The organism is Herbiconiux sp. FW305-C-125 (assembly GCF_058783455.1).
Genome location: NZ_JBYSYO010000007.1, coordinates 127759 through 146705 on the forward strand (window position 1 = coordinate 127759; position 18947 = coordinate 146705).

An 18947-nucleotide genomic window follows, 5' to 3' on the forward strand; every position below is an offset into this window, starting at 1 on the left:
CGACGCACGAGGACACCGTGACCACGACGCCACCCGACGACCACACCGACCCCACGCCGCCGCGACCGCGCTACGGGGAATACGCACCCACCTCCGCTCCCGCGACGGCCGCACCGTCTGCCGCGCCCACCGGGCCGCCCGCACCGCCTTCCGCGGCACCGCATCCGTACACCGGATATCAGAGCCCACTCGGCTACGGCGCCGGCGGTTACGGGTTTCCTGGGCCCGTCGCCGAGGCTTCGCGGCCCACGACCGTGGGCGTCATCGCGTTCGTGGTGGGGCTGGTGCTGCTCGTCGGCGCGCCGATCGCGAGCGCGTTCGTTGCCCAGGGCTTCGCTCCCCTGCTGCGCTACTCGACCGACGGCACCTTCGACGTCTCCGACATCCCGGCCGACGAGCTCAGCTCGTTCGCCGGCGTCAGTTTCGCGATGTTCGCGGTGCTCGGCCTCGGCACGCTGCTCGGGCTGTGGGCTTTGATCCAGGGCATCGTCGCCACCGCCACGCGGCGCGGACGCGCCTTCGGGGTGCTGGCGATCGTGGTGAGCGTGCTGACGCCGATCGTCTGCGTGATCACCTTCTACACGGTGGTCTTCACCACCGTCCCGGAGCTGCTCCAGCGCTGAGTCGCGGACAGCTCCGGCCCTCAGGCCGACGGCGCCGTATGCACCTTCAGCTGAGCGGCGGTGAGGCCCTCCGAGGCGATCAGTTCGACCGCATCCGCCGCGTCGACGATGAGATTCGGCAGCGTCTGCCGTTCCGTCGTCGAGAAGTTCTGCAGCACGAAGTCGGCGGCCTGCTGCCGCCCGGGCGGGCGGCCGATACCGACGCGCACGCGGATGAAGTCGGAGCTGCCGGACGCGGCGATGATGTCGCGCAGACCGTTGTGGCCGCCGTGGCCACCGCCCGCCTTGAGCTTCAGGCTGTCGAACGGGATGTCGAGCTCGTCATGCACCACGATCAGGTGGTCGGGAGCGATGCCGTAGAACTTCAGCAACCCGTTGACCGGGCCGCCGGACACGTTCATGTACGTATTCGCCTTGGCGAGCACGTAGCGCGGGCCGCCGGGCACGATTCGGCCTTCGGCGACGACCGCGTTGGCCTTGTGCGACTTGAAGGTCGCGCGCATCCGGCCGGCCAGCTCGTCGAGCACCATCTGCCCGACGTTGTGGCGGTTGGCGGCGTAGCCGGGCCCGGGGTTACCGAGCCCGACCACGAGCCAGAGATCCGAATTCACGAGATCGAATTCACGGGATCGAGGGGGGTGAGCGCTACTCGGCGCTCTCGTCGGTGGCCTCGGCCTCGGCGCCGGCCGACTCACCCTCGGCAGCGGCGGCGTTCTCTTCGCTCTCGACCGCAGCCGGAACGGTGATACCGACGACCACGAGCTCCTCGTCGCTCAGCAGCACGGCGCCGCGCGGCAGCTCGACGTCCTTCGCGTGGATGAGGGTGCCCTCTTCGAGACCCTCGATCGACACCACGAGGCGCTCGGGGATGTGGGTGGCCTCGACCTCGACCAGGATGGTCGCGGTGTCCTGCGTGGCGATGGTGCCCGAGAACGACTCGCCCTCGAGGTGGATCGGAACCTCGACCTGCACCTTCTCGCCGCGGCGCACCACGATGAGGTCGATGTGCTCGATGATCTGCAGTACCGGGTCCTTCTGCACGTCCTTGACCAGCGCGAGCTGCTCCTTGCCCTCGATGTCGAGCTCCAGCACGGCGTTGGCCTTGCGGAGGATGAGGGCGACCTGGTGGCCGGGGAGGGTGACGTGCTGCGGGTCGGTGCCGTGACCGTAGATGACCGCGGGGATCTTGCCGGCGGCACGGATGCGGCGAGCCGCGCCCTTGCCGAAGGTGGTACGGGTTTCCGCGGAGACGCGGGTGTCTTCTGCCATGATGTGCTCCTTCGCGGGCAGTTGGCCCGCACTCGATGTGTTCAACTCGACCGCATGAAGCGAGAGGAAAGACTGTGCTGAGCCAAATCCACCGCGTCGATAACGGATGCGCGCACTGGGGCGTGCATCCCTCGCCGAAGTTCAGTGGCCTAGCCTAGCGCATCCGCTCTACTACGCTGGAGACACCCCAACGTCTGAGGAGCATCGCCATGTCAACGCCTGCTGGAACCGCCAACATCGGAGTCGTCGGGATGGCGGTGATGGGGTCGAACCTGGCCCGTAACCTCGCCAGCCGTGAGGGCAACACCGTGGCGATCTTCAACCGCTCGCCGGAGCGCACCCGCAAACTCATGGCCGAGCATCCGGAGGCGGGGTTCGTGGCGTCGGAGTCGATCGACGACTTCGTGGCGTCGCTCGCGAAGCCGCGCACCGCGATCATCATGGTGCAGGCCGGAGCCGGCACGGACGCGGTCATCTCCGAGCTCGCCGAACGCTTCGAGCCGGGCGACATCATCGTCGACGGCGGCAACGCGAACTTCCACGACACCATCCGCCGGGAGAAGGACGTCTCGGCCACGGGCATCCACTTCGTCGGCACCGGGATCTCGGGCGGCGAGGAGGGCGCGCTGAACGGCCCCTCGATCATGCCCGGCGGAACGGCCGAGGCGTACAAGACGCTCGGCCCGATCCTCTCGTCGATCGCCGCGGTCGCCGAAGGCGAGCCCTGTGTCACGCACATCGGCACCGACGGCGCCGGGCACTTCGTGAAGATGGTGCACAACGGCATCGAGTACGCCGACATGCAGCTGATCGCCGAGGCGTACGACCTGCTGCGCACCATCACGAAGCGCACGCCCGCCGAGCTGGCCGAGGTCTTCACCGCCTGGAACTCGGGCGACCTCGAGTCGTACCTGATCGAGATCACCGCGGAGGTGCTGAAGCAAATCGACGCGAAGACCGGCAAGCCGTTCGTCGACATCGTGCTCGACCAGGCCGGCGCCAAGGGCACCGGTGCCTGGACTGTGCAGAACGCCCTCGACCTCGGCACCCCCGTCGGTGGCATCGCCGAGGCCGTGTTCGCCCGCTCGGTCTCCTCGCACCCCGAGCAGCGCGCCGCGGTGCAGGCCACCATCACCTCGCGGCCGGACGTGGTGGAGGTGGACGTGGACTCCTTCGCCGACGACATCCGCGCCGCGCTGTACGCATCGAAGGTGGTGGCGTACGCGCAGGGCTTTGACGAGATCATCGCCGGAGCGAAGCAGTACGGGTGGGAGATCGACAAGGGCGCCGTGGCGAAGATCTGGCGGGCGGGCTGCATCATCCGCGCCCAGTTCCTCAACCGCATCGTCGAGGCGTACGAGAACAACCCGAACATCACGTCGCTCCTCGAGGACCCGTACTTCGCCTCGGCCGTCGCGTCGGGCGAAGAGGCGTGGCGCCGCGTGGTGTCGACCGCCGCGCTCTCCGGTGTGCCGGTGCCCGGGTTCGGGTCGGCGCTGTCGTACTACGACTCCCTCGCCTCGAAGCGGCTGCCCGCCGCGCTCGTGCAGGGCCAGCGCGACTTCTTCGGTGCCCACACCTACAAGCGCGTCGACGAGGAGGGCGTGTTCCACACCCTGTGGTCGGGCGACCGCACCGAGATCGCGACCGAGCCCAGCACGCACTGAGCCGCGTGCGCTGAGCCGCGCACACTGAGCGCCGAACGACTCGTCGCAACCGGGATGCCACGCCGAATTCCGCCCGGTTCGCGACGAGTCGTTCGCGTCAGGCGGGCTCGTCGACTTTCACGCGCTGGCCCACGACAGCCGAGACGCCGTCCTGGCGCATCGAGACGCCGTAGAGCGCATCCGCGATCTCCATGGTGCGCTTCTGGTGGGTGATGACGATGAGCTGGGAGGTCTGGCGCAGATCTTCAAAGATGGTGAGCAGGCGGCCGAGGTTCGCGTCGTCGAGCGCGGCCTCCACCTCGTCCATGATGTAGAACGGGCTGGGGCGCGCCTTGAAGATGGCGATCAGGAGCGCGACCGCCGCCAGTGACCGCTCGCCGCCGGAGAGCAGGGACAGCCGCTCGATCTTCTTGCCCGCCGGCTTCACCGACACCTCGATGCCCGTCGTCAGCATGTTCTGCGGATCGGTGAGGTGGATCGAACCCGTTCCGCCCGGGAACAGCACCGGGAAGACCTGCGCGAACGCCTCCTTCGTGTCGGCGAAGGCGCTCTCGAAGATGGTCTGCATGCGGTCGTCGATCTCCTCGATGATCGTCAGCAGATCTTTTCGGGTGTTCGTGAGGTCGGTGAGCTGCTCGGTGAGGAATTTGTGACGCTGCTCCAGGGCATCGAACTCCTCGAGCGCGAGGGGGTTCACGCGACCGAGCTCGGCGAGCTTGCGCTCCGCCTTCGCGAGGCGCGTCTGCTGCTCGGAGCGCACGAACGGGCGTCCGGTCGGGGCGGGAAGGGCGTCGGCGGATGCGCGGACGCTGCTCTCGTCGAAGCCGGCGTCGGGATCGGGGTCGCGGGCGTCATCGGTGTCGGCATCGGTGTCCGCGTCCGTGGCCGCGGCCTGCGCCGCCTCGGCACTGGCGGCCGCCACGGCCGACGGACTGGTGTCGATGATCGCCACCGCGCTGTCGTCGGGGATGAGCTGATCGGGACCGTACTCGGCCACCAGCACGTCCTCCACGAGGCCCAGCTCCGATCCCGCGCGCTCGAGCAGGCTCGACAGGTGCAGCTTCTTCTCGTAGATCTGCAGTTCGAGGCCGTGCACGTTCTCGGTGATCGCCTGCAGCCGTTCGCGGAGCGCCGCCTCGTCCCGGCGGAGCGCCACCAGTTCCTCGTTCTGCTCGGCCCGCTCGGCCTCACGTCGGGCGAGCTGAACCCGGGCTTCGCTGACGGAACGGTCGATCGACTCCAGCACCGGCGGCAGGGATTCGACCACGTCGGTCGCCGCCTCGATCTGCCGGCGACGGATGACCGCGCGCCGCGCCGCCGCTTCGGCCGCCGCCCGGTCGGCTTCGAGTTGCTTCTCGAGCGCACCGGTGCGGGCCTGCTCGGCGCGCACCCGTTCCCGGGCTGTCTCGACCCCGAGGCGCGCCTCGACCTCCCGGTCGCGCGCGGCCTCGAGTTCGGCCAGCAGGCCGTCGCGCGAACTCACGTCGAGGATGGGCCGCGGGCGTTCACGCACCGTCTCGAGCTCACCACGGGCCTTCTCGGCGGCCTGCTCGGCCTGGCCGACGGCGTCCTGGGCGAGCTGAAGCGCCTTCTGCAGACGCTCGAGCTCGCCGGTGCCCGCGTCGACCTGGGCCTTGAGCCGACCGAGTTTCTCGGTGCGGGCGGCGAGCTTCGCGTCGTACTCGCGCAACGCGGTGAGCGCCGCCTGCGACTGCTCCTTGGCGACCTGGGCAATGCCGCGCTGCTCGGCCAGGGCGAACCGAGCACGCTCGATGGTCGAGTTCTCCTCGTCGAGGGCGATCGCCGCCGAATCCCGTTCGGCCACCAATTCGATGCGCGACCGCGTGGCGCCGGAGCCGCCTCGCAGCAGGAACCGCGTCAGCACCTCTCCACTGCGGGTCACGACGGTCAATCCGGCTCCCGCGGCGGGCTCGAGCTCACCCCACGCCCGGCGGGCGGTAGGGAGGTCGTCGGCGATGACCATGGACTGCAGCACGCCCAGCACACCGCCGGGAGCGGCGACCACGGAGGTCGCAGGGACGATGCCGTCGACCCCGGCGAACGCCGCGGCCCCCGCACCGGCGGCATCCCGGCCGGTCGCAGCCTCGCCGGCCGGAAGCGCGTCGGCGATCACGAGTTCCACCCGCCCCATGTCCCCCTCGGCCGCGGCGGTCGCGGCGTCGACCGCCGCTTCGACGGTGTCGGCGAGCACCGCGTCGGCGAGGGTGCCGAGCGCCGCGGCGATCGCCGCCTCGTAGCCAGGCGTCACTTTGACGTGCTCCGCCACGAGGCCGCGGATGCCGGCCAGACGTGCCGCGACCAGTTCGGCTGAGCCGTCCTTCTGATCGAGCGCCATCGTCAGGGCGCTCGTGCGCGCCGCCAGCGCGTCGCGTTCGCGCTCGTGCGTGTGCAGTTCCTCCCGGAGGCGCTCGATCTCGGCCTCGGCCTCGAACACCTGTGACTGGGCGAACTCGTACGCCTCGTCGAGATCGGTCTCGTCGATCTCCCCTACCGCGGCCTCGGCCTCGGCCAGGGCGAAATCGGCCTGAGCCGTCTCGCGTCGGGCCGTCGCGGCGTCGAGGGCGTTCTGCTGGCGCAGCACCTCGCCGCGCACGGTCGCGAGCCGGGTGTTCGCCGATTCGAGCTGGCCGGTGAGTTTGGACAGCTCCAGGTCGTGCTTGGACACCAGGGAACTCTGGTAGGCGATCTGCTCGTCGAGCGCATCGAGCGATCCACGGGCCTTCACCGTCACCGCCTGCGAAGCCTCCCAGGCCGCCTGCGCCGCGGCGACCTCGCCCTGCAGGCGCACCACCTCCGCTTTCGAGTCACTGACCATGGAGGGGGTGACGCTGGGGCCGGCGTCGGGCACGCTCTCCTCGTTGCCCAGCAGAGCGAGCCGCTGGTTGGCGAGGTTGTACAGATTGCGCAGTCGCTCCTGCACCGACTCGAGACCGAAGCTGGTTCGCCGGGCCAGATCGACGGCATCGCCGACCTGCGCCTGTTCGAGGCGGTTGATGCGCAGCTGGTTCTGTTCGAGCCGCTCCTGCAGCACGATGCGCTCGGTGTGCCGCTCGCTCTCACTGCGCGAGTGTGCATCCAGCGCGGTGCGCAAGGTCACGATCTCGTCGGCTAGCAGCCGGGCCTTCGCATCGCGCACGATCGCCGCGATCGACTGGGCCTCCTTGGCGATCTCGGCCTGGCGGCCCAACGGCTTCAGCTGCCGGCGGATCTCGCCCGCCAGGTCGCTCAACCGGGTGAGATTCGCCTGCATCGCCTCGAGCTTGCGCTGGGTCTTCTCCTTGCGCCGACGGTGTTTCAGGATGCCCGCCGCCTCCTCGATGAAGCCGCGCCGGCCCTCGGGAGTCGCGTGCAGCACCGCATCCAGCTGGCCCTGGCCGACGATCACGTGCATCTCGCGGCCGAGGCCGGAGTCGGAGAGCAGCTCTTGCACATCGAGCAGCCGACAGCTGTCCCCGTTGATCGCGTACTCGCTGCCGCCGTTGCGGAACAACGTGCGGCTGATCGTGACCTCGGAGTACTCGATCGGCAGAGCACCGTCGGAGTTGTCGATGGTGAGGGTGACCTCGGCGCGACCCAGCGGGCCTTTGGTGCTCGTGCCGGCGAAGATGACGTCTTCCATCTTGCCGCCGCGGAGGGTCTTCGCCCCCTGCTCACCCATCACCCAGGCCAGCGCGTCGACGACATTGCTCTTGCCGGACCCGTTCGGGCCGACGACACAGGTCACACCGGTCTCGAAGGCGAAGGTGGTGGGGTTGGCGAAGGACTTGAATCCCTTGAGGGTCAAGCTCTTCAGGTACACGCGCCGCCTCTCATCCTGCTCTCGCGTCTCCGGTGTGCACTACGGTATCGAACGCCGAGGGCGTTACCGCGCAATGACGGCGCGGAATGGCGGCGAAGAACGGCCTCATCGGGCCCGCAGGATGCAGAACTCGTTGCCCTCCGGGTCGGCGAGCACCACCCAGGTGACGTCGTCGCCCTGGCCGACGTGGACCCGGGTGGCTCCTGCGGCGAGCATCCGTTCGACCTCGGCGGCCTGGTCATCCGGCCGGAAGTCGAGGTGCAGGCGGTTCTTCAACGACTTCCGCTCGGGCACCGGCACGAACAGCAGCGTGGGCTGCGCGTCGGCGTGCGGCGCCACCTCCACCTCGTCTTCACCGTCTTCTTCATAGATGACCGGCCAGCCGAGCACATCGCTCCACCAGTGGGCGAGCGTGTGCGGATTCTCGGAGTCGATCACGATCTGGGTCCAGGTGAGTGTCATGCCGACCACGGTAGGCGTCAGCGCCGCCCCCGGAAAGGGGTGTGAAGAAGTCGGCGCGCCGGACCGCTTCTCCACAGCCGTACGCTGGAGAGGTTGCGAAAGGAAACCCCGATGGCGCTGAAACCGCTGGTCTCGCCCGGCCCCGACCTCACCCGTGAGGAGCTCGTGCGGTATGCCCGCCAGATCTCGCTCCCCCATGTCGGGCTCGAGGGGCAGCGCCGGCTGAAGGACGCGCGCGTGCTCGTGCTCGGTGCCGGCGGTCTCGGATCGCCGGTGCTGCAGTACCTCGCGGCCGCCGGCGTGGGCGTGATCGGCATCGCCGACTCCGACACGGTCGAGGTGTCGAATCTGCAGCGGCAGACCATCCACACGGTCGCTCGCGTCGGGGAGCGCAAGACGGCCTCCGCCGCCGCCGCGGTGCGCGCGCTCAATCCGCTCGTGGAGGTCATCGAGCACGACGGTGAGGTCACCACCTCGAACGTGCTCGAGCTCGTCTCCGAGTACGACGTGGTCATCGACGGCACCGACAATTTCGAGGTTCAGTACGTCGTCGACGCGGCCTGCGCTCTCGTCGGCAAGCCGCTGGTCTGGGGCTCCGTGCTGCGCTTCGACGGTCAGGTCACCGTCTTCTGGGCGACCGCGCCCGACGGACTCGACCGCACGCTCGACGACCTCTACCCCGAGCAGCCGGATGCCGACCCGGCCGAGTCCTGCTCCGTCGCGGGGGTGCTCGGACCGGTGTGCGCTGCTGTCGGGGCCGTGATGGCCACCGAGACGGTGAAGCTCATCGGAGGCTACGGAGTGCCCCTCCTCGGCCGGCTGCTCGTGCACGACGCGCTCGACGCCTCATGGCGGGAGGTGCCGTTCGGCCACGCCGCACCGCGCGCTCGTGCCGCGAATATCGGCGAGCCCTACAGCGTTACCAACCAGGGAGCGGGCGCAACCGGCCCCGCGACCAAGCTCTTCGAAAGGCACGCCGTGACCGACGCATCCGTCTCCCCCACCCCGCCCGCACCGCTCGATTCGGTCTCGCCCGCCGAGCTGCAGGAGCTGCTCGCAGCGCGCGAGCGGGGCGAGGCCGACTTCGTGCTCGTCGACGTGCGCGAGCCCCACGAACACGCCCTGGTGTCGATCGACGGCGCCGAGCTCGTGCCGCTCGGGCAGATCCTCACGGATGCGGCGCGCGAGATCCTGCCGCCGCAGGAGAAGGTGATCGTGCATTGCCACCACGACGCGCGGTCGCAGCGGGCCGCCGCGGCGCTCCGCGAGAACGGCTGGGAGGACGTCGTGTTCGTGCGCGGCGGCATCGACGCCTGGGTGCGCGACATCGAGCCGGGCAAGCCCCGGTACTGAGCCGCAGCCCCGGTGACCGAGGCGCCGCTCGGCCGCTAGCCGCCCGCGAAGGGCGGGAGCACGTCGAGCTGGTCGCCATCGCGCAGCAGCACCGAGCGATCGGTCGTGGCGCGGGTGTTCACGAGGAACGAGCACCGGTCGAGCACGGTGCCCGCCGCGGAGGCGTCGGGCGCGTTGGTCGCGAGCTCGGTCATCAGCTCGCCGATCGTCTGCCCCGCGGCCGCGCGCTGCTCCTCGGAGACGCCGAGAATCGCCTTCGCCGCGGCGAAGTACCGGATGTGCACGCTCACCTAGCCGCCGATCGCACTCATCGGGCGGTCCGGCTGCGCGAACCCGACCTCGTTCATCCGGTGACCGGAGGGCTTCGCCCACATGGCACCGCGCCAGAGGTCGGCGAGCTCGTCGTCGTCGGCCCCCGCCCGGAGCGGGCCGAGGAGGTCGGTCTCGGTGTGCGAGAACAGGCAGCTGCGCACGGCGCCCTCGGCGGTCAGGCGCGTGCGACGGCAATCGGCGCAGAACGGTTCGCTCACCGACGCGATGATGCCGACGAGCCCGAGTACCGGGCCGTCGCTGCCGGCCGATCGCTCGCGCACCTGGAACAGTTCGGCGGGCGCTCCGTCGCGTGGTGCGTCGTCCGGGGTGAGCAGGTAGCGCTCGGCCAGGCGCTCCCGGATCTCGGCCGCCGTGATCATCGACTCGCGCGCCCAGCTGTGGTCGGCGTCGAGCGGCATCTGCTCGATGAAGCGCAGCTGATGACCGCCGGCGAGCGCCCATTCGAGCAGCTCGACGCCCTGGTGATCGTTGATGCCGGGCATGAGCACGGCGTTGATCTTGGTGGAGCGGAGGCCCGCCGCCCGCACGGCGTCGATGCCCGCCAGCACCCGGTCGAGGAACGGCCGCCGGGTGATCTCGGCGAACGTCTCGGGGTGGATCGAATCGAGCGACACGTTGATGCGGTCCAGGCCCGCCTCGGCGAGCGCCTCGGCGCGGCTGCTCAAGCCGATCGCGTTGGTGGTGAGGGAGATCTCGGGGCGCGGGTCGAGCGAGGCCACCGAACGGATGATCTCGACGAGGTCTTTGCGAAGCAGGGGCTCGCCCCCCGTGAAGCGCACCTGCCGCACGCCGAACTCGGTGACCGCGATCCGTGCCAGACGCGTGATCTCATCGAGTGACATCAGGGCCGGTGGTGCGAGGAAGGGGAGACCTTCCGCGGGCATGCAATAGGTGCACCGGAGGTTGCACCGGTCGGTCAGCGAGATGCGCAGATCGGTCGCCTCCCGCCCGAAACGGTCGATGAGCGCGGATGCGACCGGCCGGTCGCTCGGCAGCGGCACGGGGGTCGCGCCGCGGGCGGCGGACGCACCCGTGCGGCGGGGGGTCGGCATGCCCAGGACGACGCTCATGGTGAGAGCCTACGCGCCGCCGGCTGGATGAGCATGGTGCAGACTAGGACGATGCGCACGATCGAGGAGCATCGCCGTGACGTGACGGCCCTCGTCTCCCCCATCGCGGAGGCGCTCGAGGCCGAGTCACTGGCCGTCTCGGGCGAGGGTATGACCGCGCATCCGGAGCGGTACCTCCACCGTGTGCTCGCCGTCGACCTGCTCGCGCCGTCGAGCCTGCCCGCGTTCGACAACTCCCAGATGGACGGCTTCGCCGTGCTGTCGGCCGACCTGACGGCGGCATCGGCCGGCTCACCGGTCACCCTTCCGGTCGTCGCCCGCGTCGCCGCGGGAGACCCGGGCGCACGGCACGCGCCGGGCACGGCCACTCCCGTCATGACGGGAGCTCCGGTTCCGGTGGGAGCGGATGCGATCGTGCCGGTCGAGCACGCCGACCCGCCCGCTTTCCCGGCGCAGGGGAGCGACTCCGGAACCGTGAGCTTCGTGCGGCCGGTCGAGGCGGGCACCTTCGTCCGGACAGCGGGCTCCGACGTGACGCGAGGCGATCTGCTGCTCCGGTCGGGAACGCGACTCGGGCCCGCCCAGTGGGGCGTCATCGCCGGCACGGGCGCCACCACGGTGCAGGTGCGGCGACGGCCGCGGGTGCTGCTCGTGGCGACCGGGCACGAGATCCGTGATGCCGGATCGGAACTGCAGCCGGGCCAGATCTTCGACTCCAACACCGTCGCCCTGACCGCGGCGTTGCAGAGCATCGGCTGCGTCGTCACGGCGGTGCCGTGCCGCTCCGACGATGCTGCCGACCTCATCGCGATCGTCGCCGCGCATTCCGCCGTCGACCTGGTGGTCACGGTCGGCGGCGTCAGCGCCGGCGCGCGCGAGGTCGTGCGCGACGCCTTCACGACCCGCGGTGTGCGCTTCGAGAAGGTCGCCATGCAACCCGGCGGCCCGCAAGGGTTCGGGCGGGTAGCGCTTCCGGTCGTCGCCGATCACCGCGAGGGTGCCGCAACGGGCTCGCTGCCGATCGTGTGCCTGCCGGGCAACCCGGTCAGCGCCTTGGTGTCGTTCGAGGCGTTCCTGCGGCCGGCGCTCCTTACCGTGCTCGGTGTCGACCCGGCCGTGCGAGAGCTGCGCCGCGGGCCGGCCGCCCACTCCTTCGAGTCGCCGGCCGGCAGCCATCAACTGCGGCGCGGGCGCGTGCGAGCCGACGGGGCGCTCGAACTCGTCGGTGGCCCGTCGAGCCACCTGCTGCATTCGTACGCCGAGTCGACCGTGCTCGTGCACGTCCCCGTGGGCGTGAACTCGGTGGCGGCCGGCGACGAACTCGACTATTGGAGGATCGATGGCTGAGGGCTCCGAACTCACCCATGTCGCACCCGACGGATCGGCCCGCATGGTCGACGTCTCGGGCAAAGCCGTGACCAAGCGCGTGGCGAGCGCCCAAGCGGTGCTGCGGACGCGACCCGACGTGATCGACCTGCTCGTGGCCGGCGAGTTGCCGAAGGGTGAGCCCCTCGCCGTGGCCCGGGTGGCGGGCATCCTGGCCGCCAAGCAGACGTCGGCGCTGATCCCGCTGTGCCACCCCTTGCCGATCTCGGGGGTCACCGTGGATTTCACCCATGACGACTCCAGCATCCGCATCGTCACCTCGGTGACCACGACCGGCGTCACCGGCGTCGAGATGGAGGCCCTCACGGCCGCGTCGGTGGCCGCGCTCACCGTGTACGACATGATCAAGGCGGTCGATCGTTCGGCGACCGTCACCGACATCGAGGTGCTCTCGAAGTCGGGGGGCGCGAGCGGCGACTGGAGCAGGACATGACCGCCCTCGACGGGCACCTGCCCGAAGCGGTGGCTCGCGTCGCCCGGGTCGTGGTGGCGTCGAATCGCGCCTCGACGGGTGTGTACGACGACACGACGGGCCCGATCATCCGCGACTGGCTGCAGGCACGGCAGTGGGACGCTGCGATCTCGGTGGTGGCGGACGGCGAGCCGGTCGGCGCGGCGCTGAGAGGCGCGGTGCAGGCCGGGGTGGACCTCGTCGTCACGACCGGGGGGACCGGCGTCTCCCCCACCGATCGCACTCCTGAGCAGACCCGGGCGGTCATCGAGTTGGAGATTCCCGGGATCGGCGAGGAGATCCGGCGGGTGGGCGCCACGAAGACGCCCCACGCCGTGCTCTCCCGGGGGCTCGCCGGGGTGGCGGGGCGCACGCTCATCGTGAACCTCCCGGGTTCGAGCGGTGGGGTGCGCGACGGACTCGCCGTGCTGGCGGGGGTGCTCGACCATGTCCTCGATCAGATCCATGGGGGCGACCATGCCAGACACGACTGACATCGGCGGCTCGGCGCCGGACGCCGGGCCCCAGGGCCGACCGGCGGACGACGCGGCGGTGGGCGATCGCGTGCGATTCGCGCGGGTCGACGACACCCCCATCACGGTGGAGGAGTGCGCCGCCGCGGTCGAAGCCGCCTCGGCCGGAGCGGTGGTGACGTTCGCCGGGGTCGTGCGCGACCACGACGAGGGGCGCGGAGTGACCGCGCTCGCCTACACCGCGCATCCGAGCGCGGCCGAGGTGATCGAGGCGGTGGCCGTCGACGTCGCCCGCTCGCATTCTGCTGTGGTGCTGGCCGTGGCACACCGCGTGGGCCAGCTCGGCATCGGCGATGTCGCGCTCGCCTGCGCGGTGTCGTCAGCGCATCGTGCCGAGGCGTTCGCGGCGTGCGCCGACCTCGTCGACGAGGTGAAGGCGCGGGTTCCGATCTGGAAGGAACAGGCCTTCGACGACGGAACCACCGAGTGGGTCGCGTCGATCGGCTGATCGCGCCGGCGCGGCCGGGGCGCTTGGCGACCTGTTCTGCACATCCGGAGCTCTCGGAGGAATTACCCCCAGAACGAGCCCCGTTACACTCCCGACACATGGCTGAGGTCTACTAATGATGCAGCAGCACATTCGAACGGAGCACAGCACGTGGATCTGAACACCATCACGGCCATCCTGCCGGCCCGCACGCGCGACGACCTCGCCGCGCTCGGCTCGACAGCCGCACCCCTGGCGGGCGGCTCCTGGCTGTTCTCGGAACCCCAGGACCATCTGGCGGCACTGGTCGATCTGATGGCGTTCGAGTGGCCGGCCATCACCGTGACACCGGCAGGCCTCGAGATCGCCTCGACCTGCACTTTCGCCGAGCTCGCGGCGATGCCGGATGATCAGGGCTGGCCCGCGCATCCGCTCTTCTTCCAGTGCTGCACGGCCTTGCTCGGGTCGTTCAAGGTGTGGAACGTGGCCACGGTCGGCGGCAACATCTGCGCCTCGCTGCCGGCCGGGCCGATGACGTCACTGTTCTCCTCGCTCGATGCCGTCGCCGTCGTGTGGCGAGCCGACGGCAGTGACGAACGTGTTCCCGTCGCCTCGTTCGTGACCGGGAACGGCACCAACATGCTGGGCAGCGGCGACATCCTGCGGACGCTGGAGGTGCCGCTCACCTCCCTCGAAGCGCGCACGGCCTACCGCAAGATCGCCCTGTCTCCGCTCGGCCGCTCGGGGGCGGTCATCATCGGGCGCCTCGACCGAGACGGCGCGTTCACCCTCACCGTGTCGGGTGCGACCGTGCATCCCGAACAGCTGCGTTATCCGGAGGCCCCGGACGCCAGGCGCCTTCGAGCCGACGTCGACGCCATCACGACCTGGTTCACCGACCCGCACGGGGCGGCCGACTGGCGCCGATCGGTGTCGGGCCTGCTCGCGGAGGAGATCCTCGCGGAGCTGACTGCTCCGTCCGCCGCGGCGAGCACTGCGGAGGTCGTGCGATGAAGTTCGTCATGAACGGTGAACAGCTCGATGCGGAGCCGGCGCCCGGCCAGTGCCTCCGCACCTTCATCCGGGATCAGGGTCATTTCGCCGTGAAGAAGGGGTGTGACTCGGGTGACTGCGGCGCCTGCTCGGTCATCGTCGACGGCACACCCGTGCACTCGTGCATCTATCCGGCCTATCGCGCCGAGAACTCGGTGGTCACGACGGTGGCAGGGCTCGGCGATCCCGACGACCTGAGCGCCGTTCAGCAGAGCTTCGTCGACAATGCGGGTTTCCAGTGCGGGTTCTGCACCGCCGGCATGGTGGTGACGGCGAGCACCCTGAAGCCCGAGCAGCTCGACGACCTGCCGCGCCTGCTGAAGGGCAACCTCTGCCGCTGCACCGGGTACCGCGCCATCGAGGAATCGATCCGGCAGGGCGTCTGCGGCGGGTCGGGCCAGGTGCGGCGCACCGGGCGCGCGGACACGGCGGCGCGAGCGGACACGGCGACGCGAGCGGACACGGCGCCGCGCGCGGACTCGGCGGCAACGGGCGCGGCTCCACTCACCGTCGGCACGTCGGTCGGCGCCCCGGCGGGCCGGCGCATCGTCACCGGGCGCGAGCCTTACACGCTCGACGTGGCGGTGCCGGGTGTCCGGCACCTCAAGCTGCTGCAGAGCCCGCACGCGCACGCTCGCGTGGTGTCGATGGACACGAGTGCCGCAGAGGCCCTGCCCGGCGTGCACGCGGTGCTCACGGCGGCCGATTCGCCGGAGACCCTCTACTCCACGGCTCGGCACGAGTTCCGCACCGACGATCCCGACGACACCCGGGTGTTCGATACCGTGGTCCGGTTCCGTGGCCAGCGCGTCGCCGCCGTCGTCGCCGATTCCATCGCGATCGCCGAGGAAGCATGCCGGCTGATCGACGTGGAGTACGAGCTGCTGCCCGCGGTCTTCGATCCCGCAGAGGCCCGCCGGCCGGGCGCGCCGCTCCTGCATGCCGACAAGTCGCCCGCCGAGTCGAGAGTGGCCGAGCCGGAGCGCAATGTGATCGCCTCGGTGCACACCGAGATCGGGTCGGTCGAAGCGGGACTGCGCACGGCCGACGTGCGGGTGTCGGGCACCTGGCAGACCCATCGGGTCTCCCACGCCGCGCTCGAGACCCACGGCTCGATCGGCTGGATCGACGACGACGGCCGTCTCGTGCTCCGCACCAGTTCGCAGGTGCCGTTCCTGGTGCGCGACGAGATCAGTCACATCTTCGGTCTCGACGCCGACCGGGTTCGCGTCTTCACGGCCCGGGTGGGCGGTGGGTTCGGCGGCAAGCAGGAGATCCTCACCGAAGACGTGGTGACGCTCGCCGTGCTGAAGACCGGGCTGCCGGTGCAGTTCGAGTTCACCCGCACCGACGAGTTCACCCTGGCACCCTGCCGGCACCCGATGCGCGTGTCGGTCGAACTCGGCGCGACGAGCGACGGCAAGCTCACCGCGATCGCGGTCGATGTGCTGAGCGATACGGGGGCCTACGGCAATCACGGTCCCGGGGTCATGTTCCACAGCGTCGGTGAGACGGTGAGCATCTACACCGCGCCGAACAAGAAGGTCGACGCGGAGGTCGTCTACACGAACAACATCCCGTCGGGTGCCTTCCGCGGTTACGGCCTCGGTCAGGTGGTGTTCGGCATCGAGTCGGCGATGGACGAACTGGCCCATGAGCTCGGCATCGATCCGTTCGACCTGCGCCGGATCAACGCCGTCCGACCGGGCGAGCCACTGGTCGCGTCGCACGTCGAGGGCGGTGATCTGGTGTTCGGCAGCTACGGCCTCGACCAGTGCCTCGATCTCACCCAGGAGGCCCTCGCCCGCGGCAACGGCGTACTGCCGCCGTCGGGCGAGGAGTGGTCGGTCGGTGAGGGGATGGCGTCGACCATGATCGCGACGCTGCCGCCGCGCGGGCACTTCTCGCAGGCCCGGGTGACGCTGGAGGCGGATGGCGGGTACCTGATCGGCGTCGGCACCTCCGAATTCGGCAACGGGACGAGCACCGTGCACACGCAGATCGCGTCGAGCGTGCTGGGCACGGGCGTCGACCGGGTGCGACTGCGGCAATCCGACACGGATGCGGCGCGGTATGACACGGGCGCGTTCGGTTCGGCGGGAATCGTCGTGGCGGGCAAAGCCGTGCACGCGGCCTCGCTTGCGCTGAAGGCCGAGCTGCTCCGCATCGCCACCGAACTCGCCGGAGTCGATACCCCCGCCGAGCCGAGCGAGCTCGGGCCCGACGGTGTGCGCGTCGGTGAGCGGCTGATCACACTGGCGGAGATCGCGGCGGCCGGCGGCGGAAGCGTCTCGGCCGACGGCTCCGAAGACGGGTCGCGCCGGTCGCTCGCCTTCAACGTGCACGGCTTCCGGGTCGCCGTGAACTCGGAGACGGGTGAGGTGCGCATCCTGCAGTCGGTGCAGACCGCCGATCCCGGTTTCGTGATGAACCCGCAGCAGTTGCGGGGGCAGATCGAAGGTGGAGTGGCCCAGGCCATCGGTTCTGCGCTGTACGAGGAGATGATCCTCGACCAGGGGCGCGTGACGACCCAGGTCTTCCGGAGCTATCACCTGCCGCAACTGGCCGACGTGCCCGAGACCGAGGTCTACTTCGCCGAGACGGACGACGAGGTGGGTCCGTTCGGTGCCAAGTCGATGAGCGAAGCGCCCTACAACCCGGTTGCGGCTGCGCTGGCGAATGCGGTTCGGCGCGCGACCGGCGTGCGCCCGCACGAGCTTCCGATCTCGCGAGATCGAGTCTGGAGGATGCTGAAGGGCTGAGTGCCCGCAGGGTCAGCGCAGGGTGCGCCGGGCGGCCTCCGCGACGACGGCGGCCAGTCGCTCGAGCGACGGCGTGTGCAGCTGCCACTGCTGCCAGTACAGGGGCACGTCGATGGCGCCCTCCGGGTCGAGCTCGACGAGAGCGGGAACAGGGTCGGCCGCCGGAGCACGGCTCGGCGCGGAAGCGCGGCCCGGCGCGGTAGGACCGACTGCCGCCGGAGCACGGTCTGCGGCGGGAGCATCCGGAGCGCTCTGCAGGTCGGGCACCATGCCCCAGCCGAAACCCAGCCGCACCGCCTCGACGAAGTCGCCTGACGCCGGCACGAAGTGGCGAGGCGGACTGTGCTGCCCCGAGGTCCGGGTGCGGAGGTACTCGTCCTGCAGATCGTCGCGGCGATCGAAGACGACGACCGGCGCAGCGGCGAGGGCCTCGGGTGTGACGCCGCCGCCGAACCAGCGGGCCGCGAATCCGGGACTGGCCATCGGGCGATACCGCATGGTGCCGAGGCGCCGTGACGAGCAGCCCTGCACCGGCTCCGCAACGGCGGTGATCGCGGCCATCACAGTTCCCTCTCGCAGCAACGTCGTGGTGTGCGCCTGATCCTCCCGATGGAACTCGAACACCATCTCTGCCGCCAGCGGCGCGAGGGCCGGCAGAATCCACGTCGCGAGCGAATCGGCGTTCACAGCGATCGGCATACGGATGGGCTGCGTGCTTTCCCATCCGGCGACCGCGCCCGACTGGCCATCCGCGGCTGCCCCGGAGCCGAGGCCGCGAACCGCATCGTCGGCCAACACTTCGATCTGCCGCGCCAGCAACAGGATCGCCGTGCCCGACTCCGTCGCCCGCACCGGCTTGCTCCGCTGCAGGAGCACCCGGCCGACCGTCGTCTCGAGCGCTTTGATGCGCTGACTGACGGCCGAGGGCGTGATGTTGAGCGCCCGGGCAGCCGCGTCGAACGTGCCCTCGCGCACCGCCGCGCTCAACGCGGCGAGATGGCCCAACTCGAGATCCATGAACAGCAATGCTAATGGCGCACAAGAAACATTAGCTGGGCTGTTGCGAAAAACGCGGATATCGTCGACCCGTGCTCACCGCCCTCGACCCCTTCGCCGTCGCCGCCGGACTCGGCTTCGGCCTCTCGCTGATCGTCGCCATCGGTGCCCAGAACGCGTTCGTGCTGCGGCAAGGACTGCTCCGTCGGCACGTTGCGGCGGTGGTCGCCGTGTGCGCCCTGTCGGACGCCGTGCTCATCGCGGTCGGCATCAGCGGTGTCGGTCTGGCCGTCGATCGACTGCCGGTGCTGATGGTCGTCGTGCGCATCGGCGGCGCCGTCTTCCTCACCGTCTACGGCATCCTCGCCGCCCGGCGAGCGCTCCGCCCGGCGAGCCTCAGTCCGGGCGCCGACGCCGACGACGCCGCGGGACGCCCGTCGCCGGGCCTCCTCGCCACGGTCGGCACCTGCCTCGCGCTCACCTGGCTCAATCCGCATGTCTACCTCGACACCGTCGTGCTGCTCGGTTCGGTCGCCAACTCGCACGGCGAGTCACGCTGGCTGTTCGGCATCGGTGCCGTGCTCGCGAGCCTGATCTGGTTCACCGCGCTCGGCTACGGCGCGCGGTTGCTCCGGCCGGTGTTCGCCAAACCGATCTCCTGGCGCATCCTCGACGGAGCCATCGCGATCGTGATGCTGGCGATCGCCGTGTCCCTCCTGCTCGGCATCTGACCGCGGTTCTG

Annotated in this window: 17 protein-coding genes; 10 read left to right on the forward strand and 7 right to left on the reverse strand. The window is 70.2% G+C overall.

Features of this window, described 5'->3' with window-relative positions; all coding sequences use genetic code 11:
• The first annotated feature begins 17 nt into the window (after positions 1–17).
• Positions 18–623 carry a hypothetical protein gene (locus tag AC3WLB_RS17285; RefSeq protein WP_492508068.1) on the forward strand — a complete coding sequence of 202 codons (606 nt, stop codon included), beginning with the start codon at positions 18–20 and terminating at the stop codon, positions 621–623.
• A 20-nt stretch (positions 624–643) separates the two neighbouring features.
• Here the strand turns inward: AC3WLB_RS17285 and pth are convergent, their stop codons facing one another.
• On the reverse strand, positions 644–1234 hold the full coding sequence (gene pth, locus AC3WLB_RS17290) for an aminoacyl-tRNA hydrolase (protein ID WP_492508070.1): 591 nt from the start codon (positions 1232–1234) through the stop codon (positions 644–646).
• Positions 1235–1268: 34 nt separating this feature from the next.
• The gene (locus tag AC3WLB_RS17295; protein WP_492508072.1) at positions 1269–1892 is read right to left on the reverse strand and encodes a 50S ribosomal protein L25/general stress protein Ctc; all 624 of its coding nucleotides are present in this window, start codon (positions 1890–1892) and stop codon (positions 1269–1271) included.
• Between the two features lie 209 nt (positions 1893–2101).
• Between AC3WLB_RS17295 and gnd the strand changes: the two genes are divergently transcribed.
• A complete protein-coding gene (gene gnd, locus AC3WLB_RS17300) occupies positions 2102–3559 on the forward strand; it encodes an NADP-dependent phosphogluconate dehydrogenase (RefSeq protein WP_492508074.1) in 1458 nt (485 codons plus the stop codon).
• Between the two features lie 97 nt (positions 3560–3656).
• Here gnd and smc read toward each other — a convergent pair whose 3' ends face one another.
• On the reverse strand, positions 3657–7379 hold the full coding sequence (gene smc / locus AC3WLB_RS17305) for a chromosome segregation protein SMC (protein WP_492508076.1): 3723 nt from the start codon (positions 7377–7379) through the stop codon (positions 3657–3659).
• A 105-nt stretch (positions 7380–7484) separates the two neighbouring features.
• A complete protein-coding gene (locus AC3WLB_RS17310; RefSeq protein ID WP_492508078.1) occupies positions 7485–7841 on the reverse strand; it encodes a VOC family protein in 357 nt (118 codons plus the stop codon).
• 111 nt (positions 7842–7952) lie between these two features.
• Between AC3WLB_RS17310 and AC3WLB_RS17315 the strand changes: the two genes are divergently transcribed.
• Positions 7953–9194: a ThiF family adenylyltransferase gene (locus tag AC3WLB_RS17315; protein WP_492508080.1), complete on the forward strand. Its 1242-nt coding sequence runs from the start codon at positions 7953–7955 to the stop codon at positions 9192–9194.
• Between the two features lie 35 nt (positions 9195–9229).
• Here AC3WLB_RS17315 and AC3WLB_RS17320 read toward each other — a convergent pair whose 3' ends face one another.
• A complete protein-coding gene (locus AC3WLB_RS17320; RefSeq protein ID WP_492508082.1) occupies positions 9230–9484 on the reverse strand; it encodes a MoaD/ThiS family protein in 255 nt (84 codons plus the stop codon).
• Positions 9485–10597: a GTP 3',8-cyclase MoaA gene (gene moaA, locus AC3WLB_RS17325; RefSeq protein ID WP_492508084.1), complete on the reverse strand. Its 1113-nt coding sequence runs from the start codon at positions 10595–10597 to the stop codon at positions 9485–9487. It lies immediately after the preceding gene.
• 51 nt (positions 10598–10648) lie between these two features.
• Here moaA and AC3WLB_RS17330 point away from each other — a divergent pair, with 51 nt between their 5' ends.
• From AC3WLB_RS17330 to AC3WLB_RS17355, 6 genes are all read left to right on the forward strand, one after another.
• Positions 10649–11944: a molybdopterin molybdotransferase MoeA gene (locus AC3WLB_RS17330; protein ID WP_492508086.1), complete on the forward strand. Its 1296-nt coding sequence runs from the start codon at positions 10649–10651 to the stop codon at positions 11942–11944.
• The gene (moaC, locus tag AC3WLB_RS17335; protein WP_492508088.1) at positions 11937–12416 is read left to right on the forward strand and encodes a cyclic pyranopterin monophosphate synthase MoaC; all 480 of its coding nucleotides are present in this window, start codon (positions 11937–11939) and stop codon (positions 12414–12416) included. The genes AC3WLB_RS17330 and moaC overlap by 8 nt, the downstream gene beginning before the upstream one ends.
• Positions 12413–12928, forward strand: coding sequence for a MogA/MoaB family molybdenum cofactor biosynthesis protein (locus tag AC3WLB_RS17340; protein WP_492508090.1), 516 nt, complete (start codon positions 12413–12415; stop codon positions 12926–12928). Before moaC ends, AC3WLB_RS17340 begins: the two co-directional genes overlap by 4 nt.
• Positions 12912–13415 (forward strand): molybdenum cofactor biosynthesis protein MoaE, encoded by a 504-nt coding sequence (locus AC3WLB_RS17345; protein ID WP_492508092.1) that lies wholly within the window; start codon positions 12912–12914, stop codon positions 13413–13415. The genes AC3WLB_RS17340 and AC3WLB_RS17345 overlap by 17 nt, the downstream gene beginning before the upstream one ends.
• 150 nt (positions 13416–13565) lie before the next feature.
• Positions 13566–14408 (forward strand): FAD binding domain-containing protein, encoded by an 843-nt coding sequence (locus AC3WLB_RS17350; protein ID WP_492508094.1) that lies wholly within the window; start codon positions 13566–13568, stop codon positions 14406–14408.
• Positions 14405–17209 carry a molybdopterin-dependent oxidoreductase gene (locus tag AC3WLB_RS17355; RefSeq protein ID WP_492508096.1) on the forward strand — a complete coding sequence of 935 codons (2805 nt, stop codon included), beginning with the start codon at positions 14405–14407 and terminating at the stop codon, positions 17207–17209. Before AC3WLB_RS17350 ends, AC3WLB_RS17355 begins: the two co-directional genes overlap by 4 nt.
• A gap of 12 nt (positions 17210–17221) precedes the next feature.
• On the opposite strand, the gene AC3WLB_RS17360 is transcribed toward AC3WLB_RS17355, so the two are convergent.
• On the reverse strand, positions 17222–18226 hold the full coding sequence (locus tag AC3WLB_RS17360; protein WP_492508098.1) for a LysR family transcriptional regulator ArgP: 1005 nt from the start codon (positions 18224–18226) through the stop codon (positions 17222–17224).
• 71 nt (positions 18227–18297) lie between these two features.
• Between AC3WLB_RS17360 and AC3WLB_RS17365 the strand changes: the two genes are divergently transcribed.
• Positions 18298–18936: a LysE/ArgO family amino acid transporter gene (locus AC3WLB_RS17365; protein WP_492508100.1), complete on the forward strand. Its 639-nt coding sequence runs from the start codon at positions 18298–18300 to the stop codon at positions 18934–18936.
• Positions 18937–18947 lie beyond the last annotated feature (11 nt).

Excerpts from the sequence above, each read along its gene's own strand:
- AC3WLB_RS17295 (WP_492508072.1), bottom strand. The coding sequence starts at position 1,892 with ATGGCAGAAGACACCCGCGTCTCCGCGGAAACCCGTACCACCTTCGGC.
- gnd (WP_492508074.1), top strand. The coding sequence starts at position 2,102 with ATGTCAACGCCTGCTGGAACCGCCAACATCGGAGTCGTCGGGATGGCG.
- AC3WLB_RS17310 (WP_492508078.1), bottom strand. The coding sequence starts at position 7,841 with ATGACACTCACCTGGACCCAGATCGTGATCGACTCCGAGAATCCGCAC.
- AC3WLB_RS17315 (WP_492508080.1), top strand. The coding sequence starts at position 7,953 with ATGGCGCTGAAACCGCTGGTCTCGCCCGGCCCCGACCTCACCCGTGAG.
- moaA (WP_492508084.1), bottom strand. The coding sequence starts at position 10,597 with ATGAGCGTCGTCCTGGGCATGCCGACCCCCCGCCGCACGGGTGCGTCC.
- AC3WLB_RS17330 (WP_492508086.1), top strand. The coding sequence starts at position 10,649 with ATGCGCACGATCGAGGAGCATCGCCGTGACGTGACGGCCCTCGTCTCC.
- moaC (WP_492508088.1), top strand. The coding sequence starts at position 11,937 with ATGGCTGAGGGCTCCGAACTCACCCATGTCGCACCCGACGGATCGGCC.
- AC3WLB_RS17340 (WP_492508090.1), top strand. The coding sequence starts at position 12,413 with ATGACCGCCCTCGACGGGCACCTGCCCGAAGCGGTGGCTCGCGTCGCC.
- AC3WLB_RS17345 (WP_492508092.1), top strand. The coding sequence starts at position 12,912 with ATGCCAGACACGACTGACATCGGCGGCTCGGCGCCGGACGCCGGGCCC.
- AC3WLB_RS17355 (WP_492508096.1), top strand. The coding sequence starts at position 14,405 with ATGAAGTTCGTCATGAACGGTGAACAGCTCGATGCGGAGCCGGCGCCC.
- AC3WLB_RS17360 (WP_492508098.1), bottom strand. The coding sequence starts at position 18,226 with ATGGATCTCGAGTTGGGCCATCTCGCCGCGTTGAGCGCGGCGGTGCGC.